At 66.2% G+C, this 15584-nt stretch carries 10 protein-coding genes; 4 read left to right on the forward strand and 6 right to left on the reverse strand.

Annotation, left to right across the window (positions count from 1 at the left end; translation table 11 throughout):
• Positions 1-100 precede the first annotated feature (100 nt).
• Entirely contained in the window at positions 101-577 is a 477-nt protein-coding gene (locus ACU4IU_RS03160; protein WP_446655860.1) for a Fur family transcriptional regulator, read from the forward strand.
• Between the two features lie 120 nt (positions 578-697).
• Entirely contained in the window at positions 698-2905 is a 2208-nt protein-coding gene (gene katG / locus ACU4IU_RS03165; protein WP_139468557.1) for a catalase/peroxidase HPI, read from the forward strand.
• 98 nt (positions 2906-3003) lie between these two features.
• On the opposite strand, the gene ACU4IU_RS03170 is transcribed toward katG, so the two are convergent.
• The 5 genes from ACU4IU_RS03170 to ACU4IU_RS03190 form a co-directional block, all read right to left on the reverse strand.
• Positions 3004-3816 carry a hypothetical protein gene (locus tag ACU4IU_RS03170; protein WP_446655861.1) on the reverse strand — a complete coding sequence of 271 codons (813 nt, stop codon included), beginning with the start codon at positions 3814-3816 and terminating at the stop codon, positions 3004-3006.
• 91 nt (positions 3817-3907) lie between these two features.
• Positions 3908-5443 (reverse strand): sensor histidine kinase, encoded by a 1536-nt coding sequence (locus ACU4IU_RS03175; protein WP_446655862.1) that lies wholly within the window; start codon positions 5441-5443, stop codon positions 3908-3910.
• A complete protein-coding gene (locus ACU4IU_RS03180; protein ID WP_139468560.1) occupies positions 5440-6156 on the reverse strand; it encodes a response regulator transcription factor in 717 nt (238 codons plus the stop codon). The genes ACU4IU_RS03175 and ACU4IU_RS03180 overlap by 4 nt, the downstream gene beginning before the upstream one ends.
• Before the next feature lie 15 nt (positions 6157-6171).
• Positions 6172-8364, reverse strand: a complete 2193-nt coding sequence (locus tag ACU4IU_RS03185; protein WP_446655863.1) for an ArnT family glycosyltransferase — start codon at positions 8362-8364, stop codon at positions 6172-6174.
• Positions 8357-9622, reverse strand: a complete 1266-nt coding sequence (locus ACU4IU_RS03190; protein WP_446655864.1) for a glycosyltransferase — start codon at positions 9620-9622, stop codon at positions 8357-8359. Before ACU4IU_RS03190 ends, ACU4IU_RS03185 begins: the two co-directional genes overlap by 8 nt.
• 147 nt (positions 9623-9769) lie before the next feature.
• Between ACU4IU_RS03190 and ACU4IU_RS03195 the strand changes: the two genes are divergently transcribed.
• Positions 9770-10456: a DUF1707 SHOCT-like domain-containing protein gene (locus tag ACU4IU_RS03195; protein WP_446655865.1), complete on the forward strand. Its 687-nt coding sequence runs from the start codon at positions 9770-9772 to the stop codon at positions 10454-10456.
• Positions 10453-11478, forward strand: coding sequence for an ATP-dependent 6-phosphofructokinase (locus ACU4IU_RS03200; RefSeq protein WP_139468563.1), 1026 nt, complete (start codon positions 10453-10455; stop codon positions 11476-11478). The genes ACU4IU_RS03195 and ACU4IU_RS03200 overlap by 4 nt, the downstream gene beginning before the upstream one ends.
• A gap of 170 nt (positions 11479-11648) precedes the next feature.
• Here the strand turns inward: ACU4IU_RS03200 and ACU4IU_RS03205 are convergent, their stop codons facing one another.
• Positions 11649-15521, reverse strand: a complete 3873-nt coding sequence (locus tag ACU4IU_RS03205) for a DNA-directed RNA polymerase subunit beta' (protein ID WP_446655866.1) — start codon at positions 15519-15521, stop codon at positions 11649-11651.
• Positions 15522-15584 lie beyond the last annotated feature (63 nt).

Below are 15584 nucleotides of genomic sequence, written 5' to 3' on the forward strand. Positions count from 1 at the left end.
CCCGGACACCGGCACCCGCAGCGCGACCCGACGGCCGCCTCGGTGAGAACCTGTCATCACTTTCCTTGACTCGTTCAAGAGAAGCAGGCATTCTGGTGCTGTGAACGGGACGAAGCATGAACACGACGAAGACGCCCCCGCAGCTCTGCGGCAGACGTCGCTGCGTGTGACGAAACAGCGGGTCGCAGTCCTCGATGCCGTGCGGGATCACCCGCATGCGGATACCGAGACCGTGATCCGCTCGGTGCGGGAATCGCTGCCGGCGGTCTCCCACCAGGCTGTCTATGACTCGCTCCACACTCTCACCGAGGTAGGGCTCCTCCGCTGCATCAAGCCTTCGGGCTCGGTGGCTCGGTACGAGCGCCGGATCGGGGACAATCACCATCATCTGGTGTGCCGGTCATGCAGTCTCATCGTCGATGTCGACTGCACGATCGGTCAGGCTCCGTGCCTGACGCCGTCCCACGATGCCGGCTTCGTCATCGATCAGGCCGAAGTGACATTCTGGGGCCTGTGCCCCGACTGCACGGCCGCCGGTGCTCAGCTGACCGGCGACGATCAGTTCTCGGCCGTGTGACCCCGGCTTCCGTTCACCACCACCCGTCCTCTTTCGAGGACACGACTATGCCCTTTCTGCGAGGGTTGCCCATCCCGTCATCCGAGTCGTCGAACGCGACTCGACTGTGAAAGGAACACGATGACCCAGACGACCACCGGCGGCTGCCCGGTCGCCCACACTTCCACGGAGCCGGCCGCGGCGCCGGATTCCGACCAGCTGGTCAACCCCGTCCAGGGTGATGCCAACGCTCAGTGGTGGCCGAACCGCCTCAACCTCAAGATCCTCGCCAAGGGTCAGCCGGCACGCGACCCCATGGACCCTGACTTCGACTACGACGCGGAGTTCAACAGCCTCGACTACTTCCAGCTCAAGGCCGACATCGAAGCCCTGCAGAAGGACAACCAGGACTGGTGGTCCGCTGATTTCGGACACTACGGTCCGTTCATGATCCGCATGGCCTGGCACTCGGCCGGCACCTACCGCGTGCAGGACGGCCGCGGAGGCGGCGGCGAGGGTCAGCAGCGCTTCGCACCTCTGAACTCCTGGCCCGACAATGTCTCGCTCGACAAGGCTCGCCGTCTGCTGTGGCCGGTGAAGAAGAAGTACGGCAAGAAGATCTCCTGGGCCGACCTCTTCATCCTCGCCGGCAACGTCGCGCTCGAGTCGATGGGCTTCAAGACCTTCGGCTTCGCCGGCGGACGCAAGGACGTCTGGGAACCCGACAATGATGTGTACTGGGGCTCCGAGACCGAATGGCTGGGCACCGACAAGCGCTACGTGGGCAACCGTGAGCTGCAGAAGCCCCTGGCGGCGACGACCATGGGCCTCATCTACGTCAACCCCGAGGGCCCCGAGGGCGAACCCGATCCGGTCAAGGCCGCGATCGACATCCGCGAGACCTTCGGACGCATGGCCATGAACGACGAGGAGACCGTCGCCCTCATCGCAGGCGGACACACCTTCGGCAAGACGCACGGTGCCGGTCCCGAATCGCACAAGGGAGCCGACCCGGAAGCCGCTCCGCTCGAAGAGCAGGGCCTGGGCTGGAAGTCCGATTTCGGCACGGGGCAGGGCAACGACTCCATCGGCTCGGGCATCGAGGTCACGTGGACCTACCACCCGACCCGCTGGGACAACGAGTTCTTCCACATTCTCTTCGCCTACGAGTGGGAGGTCTTCGAGAACGAAGGCGGACACCTGCAGTGGCGTCCCAAAGACGGCGGCGGGGACGATATGGTCCCCATGGCCCAGGGCGACGGACGTCGCGAGCCCCGTATGCTCACGACCGACCTGTCGCTGCGCTTCGACCCGGCGTACGAGAAGATCTCGCGCCGCTTCAAGGACGACCAGAAAGCGTTCGAAGATGCTTTCGCTCGCGCCTGGTTCAAGCTCACCCACCGCGATATGGGCCCGGCGACCCGTTACCTCGGCCCCGAAGCTCCGAGCGAAGAGCTCATCTGGCAGGACCCGGTTCCGGCCGGCACCCCGCTCGATGACGCCGGCCTCGAAGCCGTCAAGTCCGCCGTCCGCGAGTCCGGGTTGACCGTCTCGCAGCTCGTGTCGACGACATGGGCCGCGGCCTCGTCGCACCGCGTCTCGGACATGCGCGGAGGCGTCAACGGAGGTCGTCTCCGTCTCGAACCGCAGCGCAGCTGGGAGGCCAATGAGCCTGCCAAGCTCGCCGAGGTGCTTCCCGTGCTCGAGGGCATCGCCGAGTCCACCGGCGCATCGTTTGCCGATGTGCTGGCGATCGCCGGTGCTGTCGGCGTCGAGACCGCTGCCGCGGCGGCCGGTCACTCGATCACGGTTCCGGTCTCCACCGGACGCGGCGACGCCACCCAGGAGCAGACCGATGTCGACTCGTTCGGCTACCTCGAGCCGACCCACGACGGTTTCCGCAACTACCTCACCGAGGGACTTCCGCTCAAGGCCGAGTACCTCCTGCTCGACAAGGCCAGCCTGCTGGGTCTCACCCCGCCGGAGCTCACGGTCCTCATCGGCGGGCTCCGCGTCCTCGGTGCGAACTACGAAGATTCCGAGCTCGGTGTCTTCACCGATCGCCCCGGCGAGCTGACGAACGACTTCTTCGTCAATCTGCTCGACCTCGGCAACGTCTGGAAGCCCGTCGGACCGTCAGAGACGGCCAATGTCTACGAGTGCTTCTCCCCCGAGGGCGAGAAGCTGTGGACCGGCAGCCGGATCGACCTCCTGTTCGGAGCGAACTCCGAACTGCGTGCGATCGCCGAGGTCTACGGCTCGGATGACGCGAACGAGAAGTTCGTCGCCGACTTCGTCAAGGCCTGGACGAAGCTCGTCGAAGCCGACCGCTTCGACCTCAAGCGCTGATCCGGCGTCGGTCACCGAGGTGACCGACGCGTCAGCATGACGATGCCCCCACCGATCGGTGGGGGCATCGTCTTTGCTGCGCCGATATCAGACAGCGTTCACTCCTCCCGGTTGAGGACGGCGAATCCGGTGAAGATCCGGTCGAAGTGCGTGACGGCTGCGTTCTCGATCGTCGTCTCGTCGGTGTCCGCCGACGTGGTGCCAGCGCTTGCGTCCGATCCGTCGGAGTCAGAGGCGCTGCCGTCCGAGCTGGATCCGTCAGAGCTGGATCCGTCAGAGGAGCTCCCGGAGTCGGCGCTGCCGCTCTGATTACCCTGCATTCCGTTGGCCTGTCCGCCGGGCATGCCTCCGCCGTTCGATTGTCCTCCGGGCATTCCGCCGCCATTCGACTGTCCGCCGCCATCCTGAGCACCGCCCTGTTGGCCGCCCATTCCACCGGGTCCGTTCTGGCCTCCCGGCCCCTGACTCGTCCCCGAATCGTTCGTCGCCATGGCCGCCGATGCACCGATCGCTCCTCCCGCGAGACCGCCGACGACGAAGAGAGCCGATCCGGCGAGCACTGCGGGGATGAGCGGGACGCGTCGCTTCTGCTTACGTGGCCCCTCGGAACCGCCGGACTGGGCGATCGGAGCGGACCGGTCATAGGGGTTCACCCACGGCCGCTGTCCCTCCGGGCTCCCGGCCCGCGGATCGGGTGCCGAGCGGGTCGTCTGCTCGCCCCATTCGTTCGCCCTGCCCTGGACTCCCGGATCCGATTGCATCGCCCAGTTGGGTCCGGCATGAGGTCCTGCCGTGCCCTCCTGAGCTTCGACCCTGCGGGTGCTGTCTGCGGCGTTCGGGCCCGACGCTGTGTTCTCCGCGTGGTTGCGGTCCGGATCGGGGTTCTGGTCGGGGTTCTGGTTCTCGGTCATGGAATCTCCTCTGGTTGTCGGTGATTCCACTCTCCGCCGACTCGCTGTAGCCCCTCCCAGTCGTGCCTGTGGCCAACCTGTGCGACTCGCCTCAGGCGGCAGGCAGGCGCAGCTCGAAGCTCGTACCAGCGTCCGTGGTCGACATCGAGATGCCGCCGCGCATGAGTTCGACGAGTCCGGCGGCGATCGACAGTCCCAGCCCCGAGGAACCTCCCTTGGCTCCGTCCTGCCGTGCCCGCGAGGGGTCTCCACGCACGAAGCGGTCGAAGACCCGGTCCCGGATCTCGGGCGGAATGCCCCCACCGTCGTCGCTGATGCGGATCGCCACGACATCGCTGGGCAGCTGCCCGGAGACCGGCTTCCGGGCCGCCAGTGCCTCGACGTGCACGCTGGTGCCCGGGGGCGTGTGCACACAGGCGTTGGTGAGCACGATCGACACGACCCGACGGACCTGATCGGCTGCTCCGCGCACCTCGAGGGCCTCCGGGGGAACATCGAGGGAGATCGAATGGTCGGGATTGACCACATGGGCGTCCTCGACGAGTTCGACGAGCAGGGAGGAGACGTCGACGGTGTCCTCCCTCGTCGGCTGGCGGCCGGCTTCGAGTCGGGCGAGGAGGAGGAGATCATCGACGAGGGAGGACATCCGCATCGCTCCTGAATCGATCTTGCCCAAGGAGGTGGCCACCTCGGCGGGCAGATCATCACGGTACGGGCGGGTGAGGTCGGCCCAGCCGCGGATCGTCGCGATCGGAGTGCGCAGCTCATGGGAGGCGTCGGCGACGAAGCGGCGCATCTGCTCCGTGCCGCGGTAGCGCTCTTCGAGGGCGGAGCCGACGTGGTCGAGCATCCGATTGACCGAGGCTCCCACATCGCCGACCTCCGTGCCCGGCACCGCCAGCTCGGCGGGAACCCGCAGCGCGAGCTCGGGTTTGCCGGCGCTCAGCTCCAGGTCGGCGACCTCCCTGGCAGTGCGGGCGACGTCGCGCAGGTCCCGCAGCTGGCGGTGGATGATCACCGCCATGAGCGCAGCCGTGGCGATGACGCCGATGAGGACGACGAACGCGGTCGTCCAGGCGGTGCGTTCGAGCGCGGAGTCCACGCTGCCCTGCGGGACACCGTAGACGGTGGTGGTTGCGCCGTCATCGAAGGCCACGACCCGGTAGGCGCCGAACCCGGGCACCCGCACGGACTCATGGGCGGATTCGCCGCCGTGAGCATCGACGTCGAGCAGGGCATCGATCGCTTCGGCGGACAAAGAGCGCGGACGGGTCAGCCCCGCCTCGGCGATGAGCCCCTCTCCCCCGTCGCCGGAATCGACGACGACGAGAGCTCCGTCGCCGACCCCCGGCTGGAAGAGATAGCGCAGAGCCGAATCGACCGCCGCCACCGAGTCGTCGCCCCCACCGGAGGTGCCCGGATTGCCGCTCGTCCCGGGGCCCGCACCGGGGCCGTCACCCGAGCGTGCATGCGAGGTCATCGACGTCAGCTGGGCGTCGAGGTCGGTCATCAGAGATCCGCGCACGCTCAGCCAGGAGGCGGTGCCGATTCCGGCGCCGACGAGGAGGAGGACGAGATCGGCGAGGACGATGAGCCTCGTCTGCAGCCGCCAGCGACGCAGAGTCACTGTTCCGCCCGCATGATGTAGCCGGCCCCGCGCTTCGTGTGGAACAGGTTCGGCAGGTCCGGGAACGGCGCGTCGATCTTCTTCCGCAGATAGGAGACGTAGAGTTCGACGATGTTGCCGTTGCCGCCGAAGTCGTAGTCCCACACGCGGTCGAGGATCTGGGCCTTCGACAGCACCACCCGCGGATTGCGCATGAACAGCAGCAGCACCTCGTATTCGCGAGCCGTCAGCTCGATCGGATGACCGGCGCGGGTGACCTCGTGGGAGCGTTCGTCGAGTTCGAGGTCACCCACGCGCAGCACATCATCCTCATCGACCGGACCGTTCGAGGCCCCCCGGCGCAGGCGCACCTCGATCCGGGCGATGACCTCATCGAGGTTGAACGGCTTCGTCACGTAGTCGTCCCCGCCCAGCCGCAGACCCGTCAGCCGGTCATCGACCTCGTCTCTGGCAGAGAGGAAGACCACCGGAGTGTCGATGCCCTCGGCTCGGATCTTCTCGATCACGGCGAACCCGTCAAGGTCGGGCAGCATGACGTCGAGGACGATCGCGTCGAAGCGTTCGCTCCTGGCCAGCGCCACGGCCTCGCGGCCCGTGCCGACTCCCTCGGCTTCCCAACCTCTGACGTGGCAGGCCATGACGAGGAGCTCGGAGAGGTTCGCCTCGTCGTCGACGATGAGGATGCGCGCCGGCGGATTCGCTGTCGGGTTCATAGCTCGATTATCCCCTCAACCCGCACTGAGATCGTAGAGCGAAACGGAGTCGACGGTCGTCACCTCATAGTTCGCCTCCACCCAGGCCGCGATCTGGGACGAGGCGGAGTCCTCGTTCCCGCCGCCTGGACCCTGACCGCCGCCGGAGCCCGATCCGATGTAGTAGTGGATCTTGCCGTCGGCCACGAGCTGTTTGAACTCGGCGAGGGTGGGCGATGGATCGGTGCCGTTGAACCCGCCGATCGCCATCACGGGCTCTTCGAGCGCGAGTTGGTATCCCGCCGCCTGATTCGCCCCCGTCGTCGCAGCCGCCCACGTGTAGTCCGCGGCATCCTCTTCGAGCAGCTGCGTGAGTTCGTCGGAGGGTTCGGAGGCGCCCAGCAGACCGCCCATCCCGCCTCCTCCGCCGGGCATCCCCCCGGTGCTGCCCCTGCCGGCTTCGGAATTGCGTGTCCCACCGGGCGTGCCACCGGTCGTGCCATCCGTGCCGCCGGCGCCTCCGCCGGGTCTGACGCCGCCGCCGGGCATTCCGCCACCGCCGGGTCCACCGCCCATGCCCGAGCTCGTGCCGGCGATCGTGACGATCGATCCCTGCGTCGTCCCGGCGATCGTGCGCACGGCCAGCTGAGCCGGAATCGCAGCGCTGCCGAGGATGGCCAGCGCGACGAGCACCGAGGCGAGCGCCGTGCCGATCCGCCGGTGCGCGGTGACGATGAGGACCAGAGCGCCGAGGATCGAGACGATGAGCACGCACCAGCGCAGGACGCCCGGGACCCCGGTCATCTGCGAGCTGATGATGAACTGCCACGCTCCGGTCAGGGCCCAAGCCACCGCCAGCAGCAGACGTGGGAGGAATCCGTCACGGGCGAGCAGCACCGCGACGCCGAGGCCGATGACGGCGGCGATCGCGGGAATGAGCGCAACCGTGTAGTACTCGTGGACGATCCCGTTCATATTCGACAGCACGAGCCACGTGACGATCAGCCATGCACCCCACATGAGCAGTCCCGCGCCGAGGCTGCCCCCGCCGATTGCGCCGGACGCGCGCACCGCGAGGCCGGCGTCCTTCTCACCGTCCGTGACGGTGTCCGGGATGGTGTCCGTCGAACGTGTTCCGGTCGGAACGGTTCCGTCCGTGACGGTGGGGACACGGCGACGGCGGGCCGCCTCGGCGAGGATGAGGAGAACGATCGTCACGATCAGGAGGAACAGTGCGGTGGGCAGGAACCACGACACCTGCTGGCCGAAGCTGCCGGTGAACAGGCGGGTGACGCCCGTCTCGCCCCATCCGCCGCCCTGGCCGCCGCCTCCTCCGCCGACGGACCCGGTCTCGTTGCCGGTCAGCCGTCCGAAGCCGTTGTAGCCGAAGGTGAGCTCGAGGAAGGAGTTCGACTGCGAGCCGCCGACGTAGGGTCGGGAGCCTGCAGGGGTGAGCTCGACGAGGGCGATCCACCAGCCGGCGCTGACGATCATCGACCCGAGCGGGACGAGCAGCCACAGCAGACGGCGTGGCCAGGAGGTGCGGGCGAAGAGCACCCAGGACACAGCGAGGCCGGGGACGATGAGGAGGACCTGGAACTGTTTGGTCAGGAACCCCAGGCCGAGGCAGACTCCGGCGAGGATGAGCCAGCCGGCGATGCGGCGGGACGGGCGTCGCCGGTGGGCCTCGGTGAGCGTGCGCAGGGCGTGCTGTGTCGCGACGACCGCACCGATCATCAGGGTCACGAGCAGCGCGTCCGGGTTGTTGAACCGGAACATCAGCGCCACGACCGGGGAGAACGCGAAGATCACGCCGGCCCCCAGAGCGGCGGCCTTCTCAAGCCCTGGTCCGACATGGGACCGCAGGCTCAGCCGCACCGAATGGACGATGAGGAGCTCACTCACCCCGGCCAGGAGGACCTGGGGCAGGAGCATCGAGAACGAAGAGAAGCCGAAGACCCGGGCGCTCAGGGCCATCAGCCACAGGGAGGCCGGGGGTTTGTCGACGGTGATCGCGTTCGCCGAGTCGAGGGAGCCGAAGAGGAACGCCTCCCAGTTCTCCGATCCGGCCTGCACAGCCGCCGCATAGAAGGAGTTCGCCCACCCGTTGGCCGTGAGGTTGGCGAGGAACGCCGCGATCGTGCCGAGTGTGAGCACGGTGAGTGTGATCGGGTACCAGTGCCGTCGCAGTCCGCGGGTGCGGGCATATCGGGTGGGGGTCTCAGACATGGTCGCTGTCCTTGTCGTTCGGGAGCGCCGTTCCGGCTGCAGCAGTCGTGGTGGCGGGGTGGACGCCCTGGTGGGAACCGCGGGCGAAGACCCATGTGCGCATGAGCACGAACCGGACCACGGTGGCGGCGAGGTTCGCCGCCGTCAGCACGGCGAGCATGCCGACAGTTGCCCAGGGTCCGGTGAATCCATCTGCGACGGCCAGACCTGCCGAGGTGAAGGCCAGGCACAGGCCGAAGGCCGCCAGACCCTTCAATTGGGAGGTCAGTCGGCGGTGCGGGGATCTCACCCCGAAGGTGTGGTCCCGGTTGAGGGCGGTGTTCGCGATCGTCGAAAGGAGCAGCGCAATGATGTTCGCCGTGGGTTCCGAGACGAATTGGATGCCGACGAGGAACAGCACGGCGTAGAGCACGGTGCTGATGATCCCCACGTCGATGAAGTGGAGGATCTGCGCCCCGGTGTTCGGTGCCGGGACTTCGTGACTGGTCCGGATGCGTCCGCCCGTGCGCAGCCGGACGATGCCCTTGATGTCCTTCCACGCCGTGCTGACCACGTCGACGGAGGAGTCGGGGTCATCCGTCCAGTCCGTGCCGAACTCGTGGATGCGGTACCCGGCCCACTCGGCGAGAGCGAGCAGCTCCGTGTCGAAGAACCACTCGCTGTCCTCAACCTGCGGGAGCAGGTCTCTCGCCGCACGCTGCGACAGCGCTTTGAAACCGCATTGAGCGTCGCTGAACCTGACACCGAGGCTGAGCTTGAGCAGTCGGTTGTAGCAGCGGGAGATGATCTCGCGTTTGATGCCCCGCTCGACCGCAAGACCGGGCTGCAGACGGGACGCGATGGCCACATCGGCCAGTCCCGAGCGGATCACCTCGACCATCGGCTCGAGGACTCGGATGTCGGTGGCGAGATCGACATCCGTATAGGCGACGATATCCGCCGTCGAGGACTGCCACACCCGGGACAGTGCGCGCCCGCGGCCTTTCTGCTCGAGCCGCACGTATTCGACGTTCGGGTGTTCGGCCGCTAGCGCTGCGGCGATTCTCGGGGTCGAATCGGTGCTCGCATTGTCGGCGATGATGATCGTGACCTCGATTCCGCGACCGGTATCGGCGGCGAGGAGAGTCTCGATCGAGACAGCCAGCGAAGCCTCCTCGTTGTAGACCGGGACGACGAGGTCGACGGTCGTGGGCGTTCGCAGGGACGGGGCTGCTGGGTGCGCTGCGGGCTGGTTCCCGGCGCTGCTCTCGTATCTCATGGAGACCACATTCGCGTCCTTGCTTAGGCCCACCATCGGTCGCAGCTGTGGCCCGGCTGTGGACGGGACGACACGACACAGCGCCCTGTCCGACCGCCTCGGCGGAAGGCCCGGTCCGTGCGGGTGATTCCCGCTACACTGGTGGCCATGGCCGAAGATGACTCCCCTGCCCCGAAGCGCCGGATCCGTGCCTCCGACAAGGACCGGGACGAGGTCCTCTCCGTGATCACGGAGGCGGTGACGAACGGACGCCTCGACCCCGAGGAGACCGCGCAGCGGCAGGATGATGCCATCTCCGCGAAGTTCCTCGACGACCTCATGCCGCTGATCGACGATCTGCCGGAGGGCCACCGACTCCACCAGAGGCTCGCCCGCCAGACCGGTCATGATCAGGAATCGGGCCCGGGGTCGGCTCTGCAGCGACGGGGACCGGCCGAGCTCAGCCCGGGCGTCGATCCTGGTTCCGCCCCACCCACGAACTCGGTGGCCATCATGTCCGGTCGTGAGATCGACGTGGCACCCGGCACCGGACAGGTCACCACATATGCGCTCATGGGCGGGGACAATATCGATCTGTGCGCCGTCATGGGACCGGGCGTGACCGTCGAACTGGTCTCCTACTCTATGTGGGGCGGCAACGACATCTACGTCCCGCCGGGTGTGCGCATCCGCGACGAGACGATCAACATCATGGCGGGCAATGAGGTCCGTCAGTCCGCGCGGGGCGACGGATCGAACGGCACCGTCGTCCTCAAGGGCTTCTCACTCATGGCCGGACACGATGTCCATCTGGCCAAAGGCTACCGAGCAAAGGATCAGGGTCAACTGGAATGAAGATCGGCGTACTCACATCGGGCGGAGACTGCCCGGGCCTCAACGCTGTCATCCGCGGCATCGTCCGCAAGGGAATCCGCACCCACAATGCCTCATTCGTCGGCATCCGCGATGGCTGGCGTGGCCTGCTCCACGACGACATGTTCGATATGACCATGCTCGATGTCCGAGGCCTCTCCGGGCGCGGCGGCACCATCCTCGGCACCTCACGCACCCACCCGTATGAGGACGGCGGTCCCGAGCGCATGCGCGAGGTCATGGCCGCCCACGGCATCGATTCGCTCATCGCCATCGGCGGCGAAGGCACACTCGCAGGGGCCTCGCGTCTGGTCAACGAGGAGGGTCTGCACATCGTGGGCGTGCCTAAGACCATCGACAACGATCTCGGCAACACCGACTACACCTTCGGCTTCGACACCGCTCAGTCCATCGCCACGGAAGCGATCGACCGGCTGCGCACCACCGCCGAATCGCACCACCGCTGCATGGTCATCGAGGTCATGGGACGCAACGTCGGTTGGATCGCCCTGCACGCGGGCATGGCTGCGGGTGCCCATGCGATCCTCATGCCCGAGTTCCCCGTCGACTTCGACCAGATCGCCGAATGGGTGACCTCGGCCAAAGATCGCGGACGCGCACCGATCGTCGTCGTCGCAGAAGGGTTCGTTCCCGAGGGGTTCGATTCCCAGGTCGCCGACCACGGCGTGGACAACAAGGGCCGGGTCCGCCTCGGCGGGATCGCGAACTACCTCGCTCCGAAGATCGAAGAGATCACCGGCATCGAATCCCGAGCCACGATCTTGGGACACCTGCAGCGAGGCGGCTCCCCCACTGCGTACGACCGCGTACTGTCCACGCGGCTGGGCATGGCGGCGGTCGACCTCGCCCAGCATGGCCACTGGGGGAAGATGGCCAGCCTCAAAGGCACGGACATCGTCTCCGTGGAGATGTCCTCGGCCGTGCACAGTCTCAAATCGGTGCCGCTGCATCGCTGGGAAGAGGCGCAGGTGCTCTTCGGCTGAACGCTCGCGACATCTTCATCGAGAAACGGGTGGAGTGTCGAGATACGGGCACACGCCCGTGTTTCGACACTCCACCCGTTTCTCGATGCCGCAGACATGAATGGCGGGAGGGGCACCCACCGAATGGTGGATGCCCCTCCTGTCTGCCTTACGGCCGGGAGATCAGCTGATCAGCTGAATGCTCCGTAGTCGTAGTCTTCCAGCGGGATGGCGGAACCGGAATCGGCTCCGATGCCTGCGTAGAAGTCGCCGTAGCTGTTGGTGAACATCTCGGCCTTGGCCTCTTCGGTCGGCTCCACCACGAGGTTGCGGTGGGTCTGCAGGCCGGTGCCGGCAGGGATGAGCTTACCGAGGATGACGTTCTCCTTCAGCCCCATGAGCGTATCGGACTTGCCTTCCATGGCCGCCTCGGTGAGGACGCGGGTGGTCTCCTGGAAGGACGCGGCCGACAGCCACGACTCGGTGGCCAGCGAAGCCTTCGTGATGCCCATCAGCTCGTCACGAGCCGATGCCGGCTGGCCGCCTTCGGCGACCACACGACGGTTCTCCGCCTGGTAGCGGCCGCGGTCGACGAGCTCACCGGGCAGCAGGTTCGTATCGCCCGACTCGATCACGGTCACGCGACGCAGCATCTGCCGCACGATGACCTCGATGTGCTTGTCGTGGATGCCCACGCCCTGCGAACGGTAGACCTTCTGAACTTCCTCGACGAGGAAGCGCTCGGCCTCACGGCGACCGCGGATGCGCAGCACCTGCTTCGGATCGACGGCACCGACGATGAGCTGCTCTCCGGCCTTGACGTGCTGACCGTCCTCGACCATGAGACGGGCACGCTTGGACACTGCGTGCTCGATCTCTTCGCTGCCGTCATCAGGGGTGATGATGACGAAGCGGGTCTTGCGGCTGTCGTCGATCTTCGCCCGTCCGGTCGCCTCGGCGATGGGGGCGAAGCCCTTCGGTGTGCGAGCTTCGAAGAGCTCGGTCACACGCGGCAGACCCTGCGTGATATCACCTGTCGAAGCGGCGGCACCACCGGTGTGGAACGTACGCATCGTCAGCTGGGTACCGGGCTCACCGATCGACTGTGCTGCGACGGTGCCGATGGCCTCGCCGATGTCGACGAGCTGGCCGGTCGCCATCGAGCGACCGTAGTGCTCGGCGGAGATCTGCGCATCGGAATCGGCAGTCAGCACGGAGTGGACCTTGAGCTCCTCGATGCCGTTGGCCACGAGCATGTCCACCACTGCACCGGTGACATCGGACTTGGCCGGAAGGAGCACATTGCCCTCGGCGTCGGTGACATCGGAGACGGTGAGACGACCGTAGACGCTGGTCTCGGCGTACTCGTGCGGAACCAGGTTGCCCTCGTGATCGCGTTCGGCGATCGGCAGGGTGATGCCCTTGTTCGACTCGGCCTCTGCCGCGCGGATGATGACATCCTGCGAGACGTCGACGAGACGACGGGTCAGGTAACCGGAGTCAGCGGTACGCAGAGCGGTATCGGCCAGACCCTTACGAGCACCGTGCGAGGCGATGAAGTACTCGAGCACGGCGAGTCCCTCACGGTAGTTCGACACGATCGGACGCGGGATGATCTCACCCTGCGGGTTCGTCACCAGGCCGCGCATACCGGCCAGCTGACGCACCTGCATCCAGTTACCGGAGGCACCGGACTCGACCAGACGCAGCACCGAGTTCTCCTCGGGGAAGTTCGTGCGCATGATCTGGTCGACCTTCTCGGTCGTCTCCGTCCACAGCTTGACGAGCTCGTTGCGGCGCTCGTCGTCGGTGAGTGCACCGAGTTCGTACTGCTGCTGAACCTTCGTGTCGATGACCTCGGCATCGTTGATGATCTCGGTCTTCGCCTCGGGCGAGACGACGTCCGACATCGCAATGGTGATGCCCGAGCGGGTGGCCCAGTGGAAGCCGCCGGCCTTGAAGTTGTCCAGCGTGTGTGCGACCTCGACCTTCGGGTACTCCTCGGCGAGGTGGTTGACGATCCGGCTCAGGGCCTTCTTGTCGATCGTGGAGTTCACGAACGCGTAGTCGGCAGGCAGGTATTCGTTGAACGTCGCGCGTCCCAGAGTGGTCTGCACGTCCAGCGGGTCGCCGGCCTCCCAGCCCTCGGGAAGCTCCATGTCCGCGTTGGGAACGACGTCTTCCAGGCGGATGGTGATCGGCGAACCGAGGTCGAGCTCTCCGCGGTCGAAGGCCATGATGGCTTCGCCCATGCCGGAGAACGCACGGCCCTCGCCGGCCAGTCCCTTGCGCTCGGAGGTGAGGTGGAACAGACCGATGATCATATCCTGCGAAGGCATGGTCACGGGCTTGCCGTCCGAGGGCTTGAGGATGTTGTTGGCCGAGAGCATGAGGATGCGGGCCTCGGCCTGCGCCTCGGGGCTCAGCGGCAGGTGCACAGCCATCTGGTCACCGTCGAAGTCCGCGTTGAACGCCGAGCAGACGAGCGGGTGCAGCTGGATGGCCTTACCCTCGATGAGCTGCGGCTCGAACGCCTGGATGCCCAGCCGGTGCAGGGTCGGTGCACGGTTGAGCAGCACGGGGTGTTCGGTGATGACCTCTTCGAGGACATCCCACACCTGCGGATGCTGGCGCTCGACCATGCGCTTGGCCGACTTGATGTTCTGAGCGTGGTTGAGATCGACCAGGCGCTTCATCACGAAGGGCTTGAACAGCTCGAGAGCCATGGTCTTCGGCAGACCGCACTGGTGCAGGTGCAGCTGCGGACCGACGACGATGACCGAACGGCCCGAGTAGTCCACACGCTTACCGAGCAGGTTCTGACGGAAGCGTCCCTGCTTGCCCTTGAGCATGTCCGACAGCGACTTGAGCGGGCGGTTGCCCGGTCCGGTCACCGGACGTCCGCGACGTCCGTTGTCGAACAGCGAGTCCACGGCCTCCTGCAGCATCCGCTTCTCGTTGTTGACGATGATCTCGGGAGCACCGAGATCGAGCAGACGCTTGAGACGGTTGTTGCGGTTGATGACGCGACGGTAGAGGTCGTTGAGGTCCGAGGTCGCGAAGCGTCCACCATCGAGCTGCACCATCGGGCGCAGCTCCGGCGGGATCACCGGAACGACGTCGAGGACCATGCCCTCGGGGTTGTTGTCGGTGGTCAGGAACGCGTTGACGACCTTGAGGCGCTTGAGCGCACGGGTCTTGCGCTGTCCCTTGCCGGTGGCGATGAGCTCACGCAGCTTGTCGGCTTCGCCTTCGAGATCGAAGTCGATGAGGCGCTTCTGGATGGCTTCGGCGCCCATGGCGCCGGTGAAGTACAGACCGAAGCGGTGGAACATCTCGCGGTACAGGCTCTCGTCACCTTCGAGGTCGTTGACCTTGAGGTTCTTGAACCGGTCCCACACCTGCTCGATACGGTCGACCTCGCGGTCGGCGTTCTTGCGCAGCTTGTCCATTTCCTTCTCGGCGGTGTCCCGCAGCTTCTTCTTGGCCTGGGCGGTTCCGCCTTCGGCCTCGAGCGCGGCGAGATCCTCTTCGAGCTTCTTGGCACGACGGTCGATGTCGGCGTCACGGCGGGTGCCGATCTGCTGCTTCTCGACGTCGATCTTGTTCTGCAGGCTGGGCAGATCACGGTGACGGGAATCCTCGTCGACCGAGGTGATCATGTAGGCCGCGAAGTAGATGACCTTCTCGAGGTCCTTCGGAGCCAGGTCCAGCAGGTAGCCCAGACGCGAGGGCACACCCTTGAAGTACCAGATGTGGGTGACGGGAGCGGCGAGCTCGAGGTGGCCCATCCGCTCACGACGCACCTTGGCACGGGTCACCTCGACGCCGCAGCGTTCGCAGATGATGCCCTTGAAACGGACTCGCTTGTACTTTCCGCAGGCGCACTCCCAGTCACGGGTGGGGCCGAAGATCTTCTCGCAGAAGAGTCCGTCCTTCTCCGGCTTCAGGGTGCGGTAGTTGATGGTCTCAGGCTTTTTCACCTCACCGTGTGACCAGCCGCGGATGTTCTCCGTGGTGGCAAGACCGATGCGCAGTTCATCAAAGAAATTGACGTCAGGCACGTAAATCCTCTTTCCTGGCGATGAACGAATCGTTCATCAAAAAGTTGTGTCGGTTGAAGTGGA

The sequence above is a fragment of the Brevibacterium sp. CSND-B09 genome, from assembly GCF_052906525.1.

Bases quoted from the DNA above. Each gene is read 5' to 3' on its own strand.
- katG (WP_139468557.1), top strand. From the start codon at position 698: ATGACCCAGACGACCACCGGCGGCTGCCCGGTCGCCCACACTTCCACG.
- ACU4IU_RS03170 (WP_446655861.1), bottom strand. From the start codon at position 3,816: ATGACCGAGAACCAGAACCCCGACCAGAACCCCGATCCGGACCGCAAC.
- ACU4IU_RS03180 (WP_139468560.1), bottom strand. From the start codon at position 6,156: ATGAACCCGACAGCGAATCCGCCGGCGCGCATCCTCATCGTCGACGAC.
- ACU4IU_RS03185 (WP_446655863.1), bottom strand. From the start codon at position 8,364: ATGTCTGAGACCCCCACCCGATATGCCCGCACCCGCGGACTGCGACGG.
- ACU4IU_RS03190 (WP_446655864.1), bottom strand. From the start codon at position 9,622: ATGAGATACGAGAGCAGCGCCGGGAACCAGCCCGCAGCGCACCCAGCA.
- ACU4IU_RS03195 (WP_446655865.1), top strand. From the start codon at position 9,770: ATGGCCGAAGATGACTCCCCTGCCCCGAAGCGCCGGATCCGTGCCTCC.
- ACU4IU_RS03200 (WP_139468563.1), top strand. From the start codon at position 10,453: ATGAAGATCGGCGTACTCACATCGGGCGGAGACTGCCCGGGCCTCAAC.